The organism is Rhizobium fabae (genome assembly GCF_003985135.1).
Classification (GTDB): Bacteria; Pseudomonadota; Alphaproteobacteria; order Rhizobiales; family Rhizobiaceae; genus Rhizobium; species Rhizobium pisi.
Window position 1 is genome coordinate 34,676 of sequence record NZ_ML133652.1, and the last position, 15,536, is coordinate 50,211.

The window sequence follows — 15,536 nt, forward strand, 5'->3', positions numbered from 1 at the left end:
CCTGAAAGACACTGTTTTAAGGGGTGCAAGAGCTTTTCATGTCTTCAGCCGCCGATTTTGATCCGAAACCGCGCCGTGCTTCCGTTGCCGTCGATGTCGGCGGCGTCATCGTCGGCGGCGGCGCGCCGATCGTCGTGCAGTCCATGACGAATACCGATACCGCCGATATCGATTCGACGGTCGCGCAGGTCGCGGCCCTCCATCGGGCGGGTTCCGAGCTGGTGCGCATCACCGTCGATCGCGACGAAAGTGCCGCCGCCGTGCCGAAGATCCGCGAGCGGCTGCTGCGGCTCGGCATGGACGTGCCGCTGATCGGCGACTTCCACTATATTGGCCACAAATTGCTCGCCGATCATCCGGCCTGCGCCGAAGCGCTGGCGAAATACCGCATCAATCCCGGCAATGTCGGCTTCAAGGACAAGAAGGACAAGCAGTTCGCCGAGATCATCGAGATGGCGATCCGCTACGACAAGCCGGTGCGCATCGGCGTCAACTGGGGCTCGCTGGATCAGGATCTGCTGACGGCACTGATGGACCAGAATGCGGAAGCCGGTTCGCCGCTTTCAGCCCGGCAGGTGACGCGCGAGGCGATCGTGCAGTCGGCGCTGCTTTCGGCGGCGCTTGCCGAGGAGATCGGCCTGCCACGCAACCGCATCATCCTGTCGGCCAAGGTCAGCCAGGTGCAGGACCTGATCGCCGTCAATTCCATGCTCGCCGAGCGCTCCAATCACGCGCTGCATCTCGGCCTGACCGAGGCCGGCATGGGCACCAAGGGCATCGTCGCCTCGTCGGCGGCGATGGGCTTCGTGCTGCAGCACGGCATAGGGGATACGATCCGCGTGTCGCTGACGCCCGAACCGAACGGCGACCGCACGCGCGAAGTCCAGGTGGCGCAGGAAATCCTGCAGGTCATGGGCTTCCGCCAGTTCGTGCCGGTCGTTGCCGCCTGTCCCGGCTGCGGACGCACGACCTCGACCGTGTTCCAGGAGTTGGCGCAGAACATCCAGAACGACATCCGCAAGAACATGCCGGTCTGGCGCGAGAAATATCCCGGCGTCGAGGCTTTGAACGTCGCCGTCATGGGCTGCATCGTCAACGGGCCGGGCGAGAGCAAACATGCCGATATCGGCATTTCGCTTCCCGGCACCGGCGAAACGCCGGCCGCCCCGGTTTTCATCGACGGCAAGAAAGCGCTGACGCTGCGTGGTCCCAATATCGCCTCCGATTTCGAGGCGCTTGTCGTCGACTATATCGAGAAGCGCTTCGGCCAGAAGACGGCTGCGGAATGAGAGCCTGCGATTTCGGATGAGCCGGTATTGGTCTGATATCGTCAGCAAGCTTCAACCCTATGTCGCGGGGGAGCAGCCCCGCATCCCGGGCCTGGTCAAGCTCAATACCAATGAGAATCCCTACGGGCCATCCCCGAGGGCGCTCGAGGCGATCAGGCAAGCTGCGGACGATCGTCTCCGGCTCTATCCCGATCCTGCCGCCACCGAATTGCGCGAGACGATAGCAGCCCGTTTCGGTCTGACGGCGGACGAAGTCTTCGTGGGCAATGGTTCCGACGAGGTTCTGGCGCATGTGTTTCAGGCGCTGCTGAAACACGATCTGCCGCTTCTCTATCCCGATGTGACCTACAGCTTCTATCCGACCTATAGCCTGCTATACGGTATCGAAGCGATCGAGATCCCGGTCGATGATACGTTCCAGATCCGGCTCGCAGATTATGACAGGCCATGCGGGTCGATCATCATCCCCAATCCGAATGCGCCGACCGGCATCGGTCTACCGCTGGCCGGAATCGAGGCGCTTCTTGCCGCCCATCCGGATGCCGTCGTCGTGGTAGACGAGGCCTATGTCGATTTCGGCGGTGAAAGCGCCATCCCGCTGATTTCCCAATATCCCAACCTGCTTGTCGTTCAGACCTTGTCGAAATCCCGCTCGTTTGCAGGGCTGCGCGTCGGTTTCGCGCTGGGGCAGCGGGATCTGATCGAGGCGTTGGTGCGTGTCAAGGACAGCTTCAATTCCTATCCGCTCGATCGCCTGGCGCAGATCGCCGCGACCGCCGCGATCAAGGACGAGGCATGGTTCGAGACATGCCGGAAGAGGCTCATTGCCAGCCGGGACCGTCTCGTTCGGGAACTCGAAGCGCTGGATTTCGAGGTGTTGCCGTCCCAGGCGAATTTCGTTTTCGCAAGGCACGCAAGCCGGGCGGGTGCCGCGCTTCAAGCCGCTCTGCGGGAGCGTGGCGTTCTCATCCGGCATTTCGCCAAGCCGCGTATTTCGGACTTCTTGCGCATCAGCATCGGCACGGACGAGGAATGTGCCCGTCTGGTTTCCGCTCTCAAGGAAATACTGGCAGCCTGATTGTCGGCTCAGCTCTTCCGGTCGGCGATGAAATGCGCCGCGGCGGTCAGGGTCGAGGCGCGGGCGCCGTAAGGAGCAAGCAGCGCTTCGGCATCTTCGACGTGCCGGCGGAGCTGGGTCTCGGCCCATTCCATCCCGTGGAGCGCGACGAGCGTTCCCTTGCCGCGGGCTGCATCCTTGCCGGTGGCCTTGCCCATGGTCTCGGCGTCCGAGGTCAGGTCGAGAATGTCGTCGGCGAGCTGGAAGGCAAGGCCGATCTTTTCGCCGAAGGCCCGCAGGCGGCGGCGATCCTCGGGCGAGCTTCCCGCGATGATGGCGCCGGCCTCGCAGGCAAAGCGGATCAGCGCGCCTGTTTTCATCGCCTGGAGGCGGATGATGCCGGCCTCGTCGGGGGCCTGTCTTTCCGCAGCGAGATCGAGCGCCTGGCCGCCCGCCATGCCGCCGAGGCCGGCGGCGCGGGCGAGCGCCAGCACCAGAGAGGCCTTGTCCGTGTCGGGAAGGGTTGTTTCCGGTGCGGCGATGATGTCGAAGGCATAGGTCAGCAGGCTGTCGCCTGCGAGGATCGCGGTGGCTTCGTCGAATTTGATATGCACCGTCGGTTTGCCGCGGCGGAGATCATCATCGTCCATGGCCGGCAGGTCGTCATGCACCAGTGAATAGCAGTGGACGCATTCGAGCGCTGCGCCGACGCGAAGTGCTGCCTGTTCGTTGCCGCCGAGAAGGGCCGCACTTTCGACGACGAGGAACGGACGCAGCCGCTTGCCGCCGTTCAGCACGGCATAATGCATGGCGCTGCGCAGCGCTTCGGGCCTGGTGATTTCATCGGAAAGGGAATTCGGTGAAAGCAATGCTTCGAGCAGCGCCTCGATTTCGCGGGCGTTGTTCTTCAGCCTCGTTTCGAAAGTATCCCGGTTCGCGTCCATGGGCGCTGTTTGGCATGAGGTGCGGGGGGCTTGCAACGGAATTGTCGATGACTGCCGCAAGATTTCCCATGTGCTCTGGCATAAGCGCCGCGCAGGCGTTATGAGACGACAGGAGCGAAATCGGGCTGGGGACATTGGATATAGCGCCGGAGATAGAGGAGAGCGTCGAGACGCCGGCCCGTCGGCAATGGTTCGGAGACCGCCGTGTATTGAAACGCATCGTTCTTGCCGTGCTGGCGCTGCTGATCCTTCCCTACGCGCTGATCTTTTTCTATATGCTGCCCTTCATCCATCCCGTCTCGACGTTGATGCTGCGCGATCTCGTGCTGCTGCGCGGCTATGACCGCAGATGGGTGTCGCTGGACGAGATCGCCCCGGTTCTGGTGCAGTCTGTGATGATGTCTGAGGACGGGCAATATTGCTTTCACGGCGGCGTCGACTGGGCCGAGATGCGCATGCTGGTCGAGGACACGCTGAAGGGCCAGGCGACGCGCGGCGGCAGCACGATCCCGATGCAGACGGCGAAGAACCTCTTCCTCTGGAACAGTCGCTCCTTCGTGCGCAAGGCGCTGGAGCTGCCGCTTGCGGTCAGCACGGACTTCGTGCTGTCGAAACGGCGGCTGATGGAAATCTATCTCAACATCGCCGAATGGGGCCCTGGTATCTACGGCGTCGAGGCGGCGGCCCAGTATCATTTCAAGGTGCCGGCGTCGAAACTGACGCGGCGCCAGGCGTCGCTGCTCGCCGTCTCGCTGCCGAACCCCTTCGATCGCAATGCCGGCAAGCCCGGCCGGAGGCTCAGGACACTCGCCTCCGTCATCGAACGGCGGGCGCAGGGTTCGGGCGATTACATCAAATGCATCTATAAGTGAGATCAGAACTTGTCGCTGGAAGGGCCAAGCGTCATCTGACATTCTTAGTTCTGCCATATGGGCGAGTGCAGTCCCACCAGAACCCCTGAGTCGCCATGACCATCACGACGCTTTCGCCCGAACTTCTCCGTTTCTCAAAGACCCATAATCCGAACTCGCCCGCCCATCTCGGCAGCCGTTATCGCAAGGTCGGCGGCTTTCTGCCGGAAGCCGGCAACACCATCGTCTGTCATTCCGTGAAGGGTTCGCGCACGCAGATGGCGCTGATCGAGGCACGGGAGAAATATCTGGCGATGCCCGAGGCTCCGCAATTCCTCTTCACGCCGATCTCGAGCCTTCATATGACGCTTTTCGAAGGCATCATCGAGTCCAGGCGCCAACAGGATTACTGGCCGGGAGACATCCCTCTCGATGCGCCGATCGACGACATGACCGAGCTCCTGGCGGCACGGCTTGACGGTTTCTCGATGGCCGAGCCCTTCCACATCGCCGTCGTCGAAGCCCGACCGTCAGGCCTGCTCGTCGACGGCGCGACGGAGAAGGACCGCAGGGTCATGCGCGCATGGCGCGACGCATTTGCCGATCTTCTCGGCTATCGCCAGCCGAACCATGCGGACTACCAGTTCCATGTCACCTTCGCTTATGCAATCGAGGCGCTGGAGGACGAAGCCCTGCCGCGCTGGCAGGCGATGCTCGACGAGGTGACGGCCGATATTCGCCGCAAGGCTCCGGTTTTCGAGCTTGCGCCGCCGGCATTCTGCGTGTTCGAGGATATGAACCATTTCCATGAACTGCTGATCTTCGATTTCGACAGCTGACGGAAAAGGCCCATGAACAAACCGACGCTCTTTATCGCCAACAAGAACTATTCCTCTTGGTCGTTCCGGCCATGGATGGCGCTGACCGGCGCCGGCGTCGATTTCGAAGAAGTCCTGATCCCCTTCGACTATCCGGGCGGAAATCCCGACATCAAGGCCGTGTCGCCGACCGGCCGCGTGCCGGTTCTGCAGCACGGCGCATTGAAAATCTGGGAATCGCTGGCGATCATCGAATATGTCGCCGAGCTTTATCCGCAGGCGGGCCTTCTGCCGAGCGACCGGGCGGAACGGGCGCTTGCCCGTTCTGTTTCGATGGAGATGCTCTCGGGCTTTGGCGCCCTGCGCAACGCCTGCCCGATGAATATCCGCCGGCCGAAGGGCAGGATCGCACTGCCGGACGGCGTCGAAGCCGACATCGACCGCATCGAGACGATCTGGCGCGACCTCCTGCAGAAATCCGGCGGACCGTTTCTCTTTGGGGGATTCAGCGGCGCGGATGCGATGTTTGCGCCCGTCGTCAACCGGTTCGATATCTATGATCTCGTCAGCCGCGACGATACGCTGGCCTACATGGAGACGATGAGGGCGCATCCGGCCTGGCGGAAATGGGAAGAGGCGGCCCGCGCCGAGCCCTGGATCGTCGAGGAGGACGAGGTCTGAGGCTCGAATCTTCGGTCTCGCAAAAAATACGCATGGGGACTGGTCAAGCTCGCCCCTTGCATGTATAAGCGCGCCAAATTCCGAAATCGCGACATGTCCGTTTCGGCCGCCAGTCTGGCCGTGGGAATGTTTTGCCCGCAAGTGGAGTAAGTAAAATGGCTGTACCGAAGAGAAAAACGAGCCCGTCCAAGCGCGGCATGCGCCGTTCGGCTGATGCGCTGAAGGCTCCGACCTATGTCGAAGACAAGAACTCCGGCGAACTGCGCCGTCCGCACCATATCGATCTGAAGACCGGTATGTATCGCGGCCGCCAGGTTCTGACGCCGAAGGAAAGCGCATAATTTCCCGATCCGGTTCGTCCGATCCAAAGTTCAAAGGCCGGCGTCACGCCGGCCTTTTTGCATTTTGGCCGGGGCTCTACCCATGTCCTTCAGATCGCCTCCGTTGATGCCCGGTACAGGCGCTGAGAGATCTTCGATGTCGATTGAACACGAAACCATCCTGGAAGACTTGCGTCGGAGAGAGCCGATCTTTCACCGGCGCGAATTCGGGACAAGCCGTGATGATCTGTTGCAGATGACGGATGAGGGGTTTTGGGAAATCGGCGCCAGCGGGAAGATCTACACGCGCGAATTCGTCATCGCCAATCTGCTGGAGCGCTACAAGCAGCCGGAACCGCATGATTGGCTTTGCGAGGATTTTTCCATCAGTGAACTCGCCGAGAGCCTGTATCAGATCAATTACATACTAAAAGAACCGGATCGGACGACACGCAGAACGACCCTGTGGCGAAGATCCGACGGCGGCTGGAAGATCGTTTTTCACCAGGGCACCGTGATGGCGTGAAGACGCAGGTCCGGACAAATCCTGCGCGGCGATCCTCCAATATCGTTCAGGCGGCAAATATAATATTTGCAATGGCTTGAAGTAGGACGACGGTTTACGGCAGTATTCTCATCGCGCCAGGAGATTTACCGATGAGAGCCGCCATGCCGCTGATGATTATCCCGTTTATTCTTTACAACCTGGCGATGCTCGGCCTGATGGGCGACGGCGGCATTGCTGCGTTGCATCACGACATTATCGTGTTGTCGATGCTCTCCGGCGCGATCTGGAGCATGGCGCTCGGCGATCTCTTCATCGTCATAGCACTCGTCGTGCTGTTCTTCGAAATCCTGAAAGCAACCAGAACCGGTCCCGGCAATCTGATCAACCACATCTTGTCGATGCTGGTGTTCATCGCCTTCCTGGTCGAGTTTCTGCTCGTCCAGGATGCGGCAACTCAGGTATTCTTCATCTTGATGACGATCGCTCTGATCGATGTAATCGGCGGTTTCGCCGTCTCGATCCGCAGCGCCGGGCGGGATGTCTCAATCGGATTATAGGTTGTCGAGCTTGGTCTGGAGGGCGCGCAGCTGTTCCTTCAGCTCGTCGATATCCTTGGCCTCGGCCTTGCGGCTTTCCTTGGCGGGCGGCGTCATGAAGGGCGAGAACATCTGCATCGCCTGCTGAAACAGCTCGGTGTTGCGGCGAACCTGGTCTTCCACCATCTGCATCGGCAATTGCAGGTTCTTGCCGATCGGCGTCTCGCCGAAGGCGCGGTTCACCTGTTCGCGCATCTGCGCCTGCTGCTCGGTGAAGGCGCGCATCGAATGTTCGAGAAAGCTCGGCACGACCATCTGCATCTGGTCGCCGTAATAGGTGATGAGCTGGCGCAGGAAGGAGATCGGAAGCAGCGTGTTGCCGGTCTTCGATTCCTGTTCGAAGATGATCTGGGTCAGCACCGAATGGGTGATATCATCTCCGCTTTTTGCATCCTGGACGATAAAATCTTCGCCCTTCTTCACCATCTCCGCTAGGTCTTCCAGTGTCACATAGGTGCTGGTGCCTGTATTGTATAAGCGGCGATTGGCGTATTTCTTGATGACTATCTGACCCTCATTCTTCGCCATATCAGTCTCCTGAACCCCCGTCTGATTTATGGATGTTCCTCCACTTCAGACTGTAAACGCAAAAGAAGGCCGGTGACAATCTCTTTGTGCGATGCGGCAAACCTTTAACAGAGCAGATGAATCGGCTTTGGCGGCTGCCGGCGAAAAATGGCGCCCCCCGGTCTTCGCGTTTGACTTGTGGTCAAAGCTTTGCCAGTTTCCACTTATGTAAGTGAGACGAAAAACGAGGAGCGTCCCCATGAGCAATTCATCCATCGTCATCGCTAGCGCAGGGCGAACAGCAGTCGGTTCGTTTAACGGCGCTTTCAGCACTGTTCCCGCGCATGAGCTCGGAGCCGCCGTCATCAAGGGGGTGCTTGCTCGCGCCGGCGTCGATGCCGGAGAGGTGGATGAGGTGATCCTCGGCCAAGTGCTTGCCGCCGGCGAAGGCCAGAACCCTGCCCGCCAGGCAGCGATGAAGGCCGGCGTTCCGAAGGAAGCAACAGCCTGGGGCGTCAACCAGCTCTGCGGCTCCGGCCTGCGCGCGGTGGCGCTCGGCATGCAGCAGATCGCCACCGGCGACGCCAGGATCATCGTTGCCGGCGGCCAGGAATCCATGTCGATGGCGCCGCATGCCGCGCATCTGCGCGGCGGCGTCAAGATGGGCGACATGAAGATGGTCGACACGATGATCAAGGACGGCCTGACCGACGCTTTCCACGGCTATCACATGGGCGTCACCGCTGAAAATATCGCGCGGCAGTGGCAACTTTCGCGCGACGACCAGGACCAGTTCGCCGTCGCCTCGCAAAACAAGGCGGAGGCGGCACAGAAGGCCGGCCGCTTTGCCGACGAAATCATCCCCTACGTCATCCAGACCCGCAAGGGCGACGTGACCGTCGATGTCGATGAATATATCCGCCACGGCGCCACGCTGGAGGCGATGGGCAAGCTGCGCCCGGCCTTCGACAAGGAAGGCACGGTCACCGCCGCGAATGCCTCCGGCCTCAATGATGGCGCCGCTGCGGCGGTGCTGATGAGCGAGGCGGAAGCCGTCCGGCGCGGTATCCAGCCGCTCGCCCGCATCGTGTCCTGGGCAACGGCCGGCGTCGATCCGTCAATCATGGGCACCGGCCCGATCCCGGCTTCGCGCAAGGCGCTCGAAAAGGCCGGCTGGTCGGTCGGCGACCTCGATCTCGTCGAAGCCAATGAGGCCTTCGCGGCACAGGCCTGCGCAGTCACCAAGGATCTCGGATGGGATCCCGGCATCGTCAACGTCAACGGCGGCGCGATCGCGATCGGCCATCCCATCGGCGCGTCCGGCGCACGCATCCTCAACACGCTGTTGTTCGAAATGAAGCGCCGCGGCGCGAAGAAGGGCCTTGCCACGCTTTGCATCGGCGGCGGCATGGGTGTCGCCATGTGCTTCGAAGCACTTTAAATAGCATACGATCCGAGTTTGATTAAAAGTCCTGCTGGGTGGCAGGACAAAAAACAAAAGGGGAGCGGAACATGAGCAGAGTGGCTTTGGTCACCGGGGGTACTCGCGGTATTGGTGCAGCCATATCCCTGGCGTTGAAAAACGCCGGATACAGGGTTGCGGCCAACTATGCCGGCAACGACGAGAAGGCCAAAGCCTTCCACGACGCCACCGGCATCGCCGTGTTCAAATGGGATGTTTCGGACTACGCCGCCTGCGGTGAGGGAACAGCCAGGATCGAAAGCGAGATCGGGCCGGTCGAAATTCTCGTCAACAATGCCGGCATCACCCGCGACGCGATGTTCCACAAAATGTCGCCGCAGCAGTGGCACGAGGTGATCAATACCAACCTCAGCGGCCTGTTCAACATGACGCACCAGGTCTGGACCGGCATGCGCGACCGCAGCTACGGCCGTATCGTCAATATCTCGTCCATCAATGGCCAGAAGGGCCAGATGGGCCAGGTGAACTATTCTGCGGCCAAGGCTGGCGATCTCGGCTTCACCAAGGCGCTGGCCCAGGAAGGCGCGGCGAAAAACATCACCGTCAACGCCATCTGCCCCGGTTACATCGGAACGGAGATGGTGCTTGCCGTGCCGGAGAAGGTGCTGAACGAACGCATCATCCCGCAGATCCCGGTCGGCCGTCTCGGCGAGCCGGAAGAGATCGCACGCTGCGTCACCTTCCTCGTCTCCGACGATGCCGGCTTCATCACCGGCTCGACGCTGAGCGCCAATGGCGGGCAGTTCTTCGCCTAATCGGGTCGCAATCTTTCAGATTCGTTCCCCGCACTTTCGGTCTTTGTTCTTACGTATGTCGCGCAAAACCGCCGCATGGTTTTGCGCGACATGCTTTAGCACCAGTCCGGAAATCGAGATCGATTTCGAAAGGATCATGTGTGGATTGAAAGCGATGGCGTGTCCGGCAGGACGCGCTCAGGACTGCTGAGAAAGTCCGCCAACGCCTCTTTATCTCAAGTACCTCCGCACCATTGATGTGCAGCAGATCCTCGGCACAAGGCCGAGGATGACGCTGGGAGTGCGCGTTCACCCCGAAGCGGATAGGCACGAGGGCGATATCGTGACTTTGGTGGCTGTTTCGCGAACGCTCAAGAGCGGCGGTCGGTCGGATGCCGTTGCGCGCGGACCTTGACAGGCACTTTTCGTAGTGAGCGGTCTTCATTGCGAAGGGCTGATATTGCGGTCGTCAGGAATGCCGACGCGATGAGAACGGCGACAGCGGAATTCAGGAAAATCTGGGCCATGGAAGCGTTCCTTTCAGGCGCGCGGGGTGGCTCGTGTTTGCCTCGGGCGGCGCTCCTGCCTGCCCTTTGCGCTCATAAAGGAAATATGCGCCTGCCTGACGGGTGCCGGTAGATTTGACTTTCGCGACCGATCGTCAACGCCATGTTGACGGATGCAAAAAGAAAACGGGCGCCGAAGCGCCCGTTGGGAGTCCGATATGGGTTGCTGATCAGCAACGAGCCTCGTAGCGGCGGCCGTAGCGGTCACGATAGATGCAGTAGCCGCGGCGTTCGACCGAATGGCCGATGAGGGCACCGGTCAGGCCGCCGGCAACGGCGCCGACGGCGGCACCACCCCAGCTGTTGGTGACGACGCCACCGATGACCGCGCCGGTGCCGGCGCCGATCGCCGTGCCTTGCTCGGTCGCCGTGCAGGATGCCAGAGCGCCGACGAGTGCGCCAACAAGAACAATCTTCTTCATCATGTCGTAACTCCCCAGTTTGGTGGCCTTTAGATGCGGCCCATTAGTACAAGGATAATGATAATGACGAGAACTAGCCCCAAACCGCCGGAAGGTCCATAGCCCCAGCCACGGCTGTAGCCCCAATTCGGCAAGGCTCCGATCAGGAGCAGAATGAGGATAATAAGAAGTATCGTGCCAAGCATGGTGTGTTCCCTTCATTTCATCCGCATTTTCGATGGACGAGAAACACGCATTGGCGATTTTTGTTCCCGGTTCAGCGCTGGAAATGTGGCGCGCTCTGGTCTTCGCCATTCCGGAAAATCGCTCATATGGTTAAAAAGGCATTTAAATACAATATGTTGCGGTGAACAAAGCGGGAAAACTGCAATGTCGCCGATTCGTCAGCGATTCGTTCCGTATTTGATCGACGCGCCGCTCTCGGCCACTTCGGCTTAACGTCTTCTGAATCCGGCTTTCCAAAGATTAATGCCGATGCGGGGATACAAGACGAGGAGATCTATCGGCGATCCGCATCTAGCGTTCCGGTGCAGCTTCGCCACCAAATGTGGCCGTGAACGAAAGGCGAAAATGGCACGGTCAGCGATTCGTCTCCGATTCGTTCCGGCTTTGGTCGAGAGATTAATTTCGGGCGCAATTTTCGATTGCCGGCGATCAGCCTGACATCATGAATCGCGACGGCGAAAATGCGAAGGAGCGGGAGTCGCGCGATTCAGCATCTAGTGGGAAAAAGTGATTCAAAATCAATACTTAGCCGTGAACAAAAGCTGAATCAGCTGGAGTCAGCGATTCGTCGCTGATTCGTTCTCACGCTGTTCCGAATCGCAAAGGCGGATGTTCCGCAGGACTCGCAAAGGTCGCAATCCTGGTGGCATTTTTGAAATCTTCCCTTGCGTTTGCGGCGGCGGCTGTCCATGTGTTCTGTGCTTCAATCTGGGGGAGCGAGATTTTCCTGGGGCCTTTGGCCTCGTTTGCATGGATCCATGACTCTGACTTCGCAGCCGATGATTCTGAGCGGGCGCGGTGTGACCGCAGTGCTCGGACCAACCAATACCGGCAAGACCCATTATGCCATCGAGCGCATGGTCGCGCACGGGACCGGCGTGATCGGCCTGCCGCTCCGGCTCCTGGCGCGCGAGGTCTATACGCGGGTGGTGGAGAAGGTCGGCGTGCAGAACGTGGCGCTCGTCACCGGCGAGGAAAAAATTTCGCCGCCCAATGCGCGGTTTTCCGTCTGCACCGTCGAGGCAATGCCGCGTGAGACCAAGGCCGCCTTCGTCGCGATCGACGAGGTGCAGCTCGCCGGTGATCTCGAGCGCGGCCATATCTTCACAGACCGCATCCTGCATCTTCGCGGCCGTGAGGAAACGCTGCTGCTCGGCGCGGCGACGATGCGGCCGATCCTGCAGCAGCTTCTGCCCGGCATCACCGTGGTCGAGCGGCCGCGGCTTTCGCATCTTTTCTACGCCGGACAAAAGAAGATCACCCGGCTGCCGCAGCGCTCGGCCATCGTCGCCTTCTCGGCCGACGAGGTCTATGCCATTGCCGAGCTCATCCGCCGGCAGCGCGGCGGCGCGGCAGTCGTGCTGGGTGCGTTGAGCCCGCGCACCCGCAATGCGCAGGTGGCGCTTTATCAGGCGGGCGACGTCGAATATCTGGTGGCGACCGATGCGATCGGCATGGGCCTCAATCTCGATGTCGATCACGTCGCCTTCGCCCAGGATCGGAAATTCGACGGCTACCAGTTCCGCAATCTTAATCCGGCCGAACTCGGCCAGGTCGCCGGGCGCGCCGGCCGGCACGTGCGCGACGGGACCTTCGGCGTCACCGGGCAGGTCTCGCCCTTCGACGAGGAACTGGTGCAGCGCATCGAGGGGCATGAATTTGACAACGTCAAGGTTCTGCAGTGGCGCACAACCGGGATGGACTTCTCCTCGATCCAGTCGCTGCGCGCCAGCCTCGAAGCAGGGCCGCGCGTGCCGGGGCTGACGCGGGCGCTGCCGGCGGTCGACCAGCAGGCGCTGGAGCAGCTTTCTCGCTACCCCGAGATCATCGATCTTGCCGACAGGCCCGAACGCGTCGAAAAACTCTGGGAGGCTTGTGCGCTTCCCGACTACCGGCGTATTACCCCGGCACAACATGCCGATCTTATTTCGACCCTCTTTTCCGATCTCGTGCGCTATGGCACGGTGAACGAACAGTTTCTCGCGGAGCAGGTTCATCGCTCCGATCGGACAGATGGGGAAATTGACACGCTTTCGGCGCGAATCGCGCAGATAAGGACCTGGACCTACGTTTCGAATCGTCCCGGCTGGCTGGCCGATCCGACACATTGGCAGGAAAAGACGCGGGAAATCGAAGATCGATTGTCCGATGCGTTACATGAGAGGTTGACGAAACGCTTTGTTGATCGCAGGACATCTGTGCTCATGAAGCGCCTGAGAGAGAATGCGATGCTGGAAGCTGAAATCAGTGTGAATGGCGATGTCTTCGTTGAAGGACATCATGTAGGGCAATTGAGCGGATTCCGCTTCACGCCGGTGGCGGGAACGGACGGACCGGATGCCAAGGCGGTTCAGGCTGCGTCGCAGAAGGCGCTCGCGCTCGAGTTCGAAGCCCGAGCGGCCCGGATGCATGCCGCGGGCAACAGCGACCTGGCGATTGGTTCGGACGGGCTGATCCGCTGGCTGGGCGACCCGGTGGCGCGGCTGTCGGGCAGCGATCACATCATGCGTCCGCGCGTGATCCTTCTGGCCGACGAACAGTTGACGGGCAATGCCCGCGATCACGTCGCCGCCCGCATAGAACGCTTCGTCAATCATCATATCAGCACGGTGCTGAAGCCGCTCGACGATCTGTCGCGCGCCGAAGATCTGCAGGGTCTCGCCAAGGGGCTGGCCTTCCAGCTCGTCGAGAATCTCGGCGTGCTCTTCCGCCGCGACGTGACCGAAGAAGTGAAGTCGCTGGACCAGGAGGCGCGCGCCTCCATGCGCCGCTACGGCGTGCGGTTCGGCGCCTACCATATCTTCGTTCCCGCGCTCCTGAAGCCGGCCCCGGCCGAGCTCATCACGCTGCTCTGGGCACTGAAGAACGATGGTCTCGACAAGCCCGGGTACGGCGATCTCATTCCCGTGCTCGCCGCCGGCCGCACCTCCGTCGTCACCGATCCGAGCTTCGAGCGGATGTTCTACAAGCTCGCCGGCTTCCGCTTCCTCGGCAAGCGCGCCGTGCGCATCGACATTCTGGAACGGCTTGCCGATATCATCCGTCCGCTGCTGCAGTGGAAGCCCGGCCAGAACAATCGTCCGGAGGGCGCCTATGACGGCCGCCGCTTTACGACGACGACGGCGATGCTGTCGATCCTCGGCGCGACGCTGGAGGACATGGAAGAAATCCTCAAAGGCCTCGGCTATCGCGCCGATGCAGTGAAGGCGGAAGAGGCATCGGCCTATCTTGCGACGCAGGATGCGACCTCCGCGCCTGCTGCCTCGACGGAAACGGCCGCGGAAGAGACGGCCGACAAGGCCGATCACGACGATGCCGACGCAGCAGCCGAAGAGACCGGCGCCGAGGCGCCCGCAACCGAGGTGCCTGTCGCGGAAACGGCTCCGGCCGAGGCTTTGGCGGCAGAGACATCTGACTCGACGGAAGCATCTGCTCCCGCAGAAGCGGTTTCCGCTCCTGGGGAAACCGGCGAGCCCGTGGAGCCGAAGCCGGTCCTTCTCTGGCGTCTCGGAGGCCGCAACGATAATCAGCGCCAGGCGCGCGGCGGCCATGGTGAGCGCCGTGGCGGCCAGGAGCGCGGTCAGAACCAGCAGGAACGCGGCGACCGCAATCGCCGGCCGGGCGGTGGCGAAGGCAATCGCGGTGGTGACGGCCGCGACAACAATCGCCCTAACCGCGGCAAGGACGGCGACGGCCGGGACGGCGGCAAGCCGCAGCAGGCAAGGGGCGATCGCAAGGACCAGCCGCGCGGCGACCGGCAGGACCGTGGCGACCGCAAGGATCGCGGCGAGCGTAACGATCGCAACGACCGCAACAACAATCGCGGCTCGCAGCCGCTGCGCTTCGAGGCCAAGCCGCCGCGCAAGGAGAAGCCGATCGATCCGGATTCGCCTTTCGCCAAGCTCGCGGCTCTCAAGGAGCAAATGAAGAAGTAATCATGAGCGGGGAGACACAGCCGACAAGCGGTTCGCGCCAGCGCATCGACAAGTGGCTGTTCTTCACGCGTATGGTGAAATCGCGCTCGCTGGCGCAGAGCCATGTCCAATCCGGCCATGTGCGCATCAACGGCGAGCGTTGCAGCCAGCCGAGCCAGATGATCAAGCCGGGAGACCGCGTCGAGCTGACATTGGAGCGGCGCGACGTCGTTCTGGTCATGCGTCTCGCCGGCGAACGGCGTGGGCCTTACGAGGAGGCGCGCCTGCTTTACGAAGACCTGTCCCCGCCGCCGGACGAGGCAAAGCGTCTCACGCCTTACGAGCAGGCGATCAGGGCGACCGGCTCGGGCCGGCCGACCAAAAAGGACAGACGCGCAATCGACAGACTAATGTCGGACGAGGATTAGAAAACTCTGTCCGAGGTGGCCGCTTTTGCAGATCGTTTATCCTTGAAATCCGCCGCCAAAGCCGATAGTTGACTGACAACCTGCCGGAAGCGTGCTTGCCTCCCAAGCCTGTCCACGTTTTTCTTCCGGCACGGGGATAGGCGCGACGTTCCAGGTTGCCCGGCCCCACCGCATGGAAATCCTGGAGTTCTTC

General features: G+C 61.3%; 17 protein-coding genes. 12 read left to right on the forward strand and 5 right to left on the reverse strand.

The features are described 5' to 3' along the window. The first annotated feature begins 38 nt into the window (after positions 1-38). Both ispG and hisC read left to right on the forward strand, forming a co-directional pair. A complete protein-coding gene (ispG, locus tag EFB14_RS17440) occupies positions 39-1,289 on the forward strand; it encodes a flavodoxin-dependent (E)-4-hydroxy-3-methylbut-2-enyl-diphosphate synthase (RefSeq protein ID WP_126827473.1) in 1,251 nt (416 codons plus the stop codon). 16 nt (positions 1,290-1,305) lie between these two features. Continuing rightward, on the forward strand, positions 1,306-2,367 hold the full coding sequence (gene hisC / locus EFB14_RS17445) for a histidinol-phosphate transaminase (protein WP_126827476.1): 1,062 nt from the start codon (positions 1,306-1,308) through the stop codon (positions 2,365-2,367). 8 nt (positions 2,368-2,375) lie between these two features. On the opposite strand, the gene EFB14_RS17450 is transcribed toward hisC, so the two are convergent. After that, positions 2,376-3,290: a polyprenyl synthetase family protein gene (locus tag EFB14_RS17450; protein WP_126827478.1), complete on the reverse strand. Its 915-nt coding sequence runs from the start codon at positions 3,288-3,290 to the stop codon at positions 2,376-2,378. Positions 3,291-3,424: 134 nt separating this feature from the next. On the opposite strand from EFB14_RS17450, the gene mtgA reads away from it, so the two are divergent. From mtgA to EFB14_RS17480, 6 genes are all read left to right on the forward strand, one after another. Continuing rightward, the gene (mtgA, locus tag EFB14_RS17455; RefSeq protein ID WP_126827480.1) at positions 3,425-4,162 is read left to right on the forward strand and encodes a monofunctional biosynthetic peptidoglycan transglycosylase; all 738 of its coding nucleotides are present in this window, start codon (positions 3,425-3,427) and stop codon (positions 4,160-4,162) included. A gap of 95 nt (positions 4,163-4,257) precedes the next feature. Continuing rightward, the gene (locus EFB14_RS17460) at positions 4,258-4,980 is read left to right on the forward strand and encodes a DUF1868 domain-containing protein (RefSeq protein WP_126827482.1); all 723 of its coding nucleotides are present in this window, start codon (positions 4,258-4,260) and stop codon (positions 4,978-4,980) included. 12 nt (positions 4,981-4,992) lie between these two features. Next, a complete protein-coding gene (locus EFB14_RS17465) occupies positions 4,993-5,640 on the forward strand; it encodes a glutathione S-transferase family protein (protein ID WP_126827484.1) in 648 nt (215 codons plus the stop codon). 155 nt (positions 5,641-5,795) lie between these two features. Further along, positions 5,796-5,981, forward strand: coding sequence for a 50S ribosomal protein L32 (gene rpmF / locus EFB14_RS17470; RefSeq protein ID WP_003543812.1), 186 nt, complete (start codon positions 5,796-5,798; stop codon positions 5,979-5,981). A gap of 106 nt (positions 5,982-6,087) precedes the next feature. After that, positions 6,088-6,486, forward strand: coding sequence for a nuclear transport factor 2 family protein (locus EFB14_RS17475; protein WP_245438253.1), 399 nt, complete (start codon positions 6,088-6,090; stop codon positions 6,484-6,486). 131 nt (positions 6,487-6,617) lie between these two features. Beyond that, complete coding sequence (locus EFB14_RS17480) at positions 6,618-7,025, forward strand: hypothetical protein (RefSeq protein ID WP_126827487.1); 408 nt, start codon at positions 6,618-6,620, stop codon at positions 7,023-7,025. Here the strand turns inward: EFB14_RS17480 and phaR are convergent. Next, a complete protein-coding gene (phaR, locus tag EFB14_RS17485) occupies positions 7,020-7,592 on the reverse strand; it encodes a polyhydroxyalkanoate synthesis repressor PhaR (protein ID WP_126827489.1) in 573 nt (190 codons plus the stop codon). The genes EFB14_RS17480 and phaR overlap by 6 nt on opposite strands. 238 nt (positions 7,593-7,830) lie before the next feature. Here phaR and EFB14_RS17490 point away from each other — a divergent pair, with 238 nt between their 5' ends. Both EFB14_RS17490 and phbB read left to right on the forward strand, forming a co-directional pair. Next, entirely contained in the window at positions 7,831-9,012 is a 1,182-nt protein-coding gene (locus EFB14_RS17490; protein ID WP_126827491.1) for an acetyl-CoA C-acetyltransferase, read from the forward strand. A gap of 71 nt (positions 9,013-9,083) precedes the next feature. After that, complete coding sequence (gene phbB, locus EFB14_RS17495; protein WP_126827493.1) at positions 9,084-9,809, forward strand: beta-ketoacyl-ACP reductase; 726 nt, start codon at positions 9,084-9,086, stop codon at positions 9,807-9,809. Positions 9,810-10,159: 350 nt separating this feature from the next. Here the strand turns inward: phbB and EFB14_RS32945 are convergent, their stop codons facing one another. The 3 genes from EFB14_RS32945 to EFB14_RS17505 all read right to left on the reverse strand — a co-directional run bounded on the left by EFB14_RS32945 (position 10,160) and on the right by EFB14_RS17505 (position 10,961). After that, entirely contained in the window at positions 10,160-10,315 is a 156-nt protein-coding gene (locus EFB14_RS32945) for a hypothetical protein (protein WP_164737545.1), read from the reverse strand. Positions 10,316-10,524: 209 nt separating this feature from the next. Continuing rightward, a complete protein-coding gene (locus tag EFB14_RS17500) occupies positions 10,525-10,779 on the reverse strand; it encodes a glycine zipper domain-containing protein (RefSeq protein WP_125845960.1) in 255 nt (84 codons plus the stop codon). 26 nt (positions 10,780-10,805) lie between these two features. Then, positions 10,806-10,961 (reverse strand): DUF3309 family protein, encoded by a 156-nt coding sequence (locus tag EFB14_RS17505; protein ID WP_017962528.1) that lies wholly within the window; start codon positions 10,959-10,961, stop codon positions 10,806-10,808. Positions 10,962-11,759: 798 nt separating this feature from the next. Here EFB14_RS17505 and EFB14_RS17510 point away from each other — a divergent pair. Together EFB14_RS17510 and EFB14_RS17515 are read left to right on the forward strand one after the other, a co-directional pair. Then, complete coding sequence (locus EFB14_RS17510; RefSeq protein WP_126827495.1) at positions 11,760-14,936, forward strand: helicase-related protein; 3,177 nt, start codon at positions 11,760-11,762, stop codon at positions 14,934-14,936. A gap of 2 nt (positions 14,937-14,938) precedes the next feature. Further along, a complete protein-coding gene (locus EFB14_RS17515; protein WP_126827497.1) occupies positions 14,939-15,343 on the forward strand; it encodes an RNA-binding S4 domain-containing protein in 405 nt (134 codons plus the stop codon). Positions 15,344-15,536 lie beyond the last annotated feature (193 nt).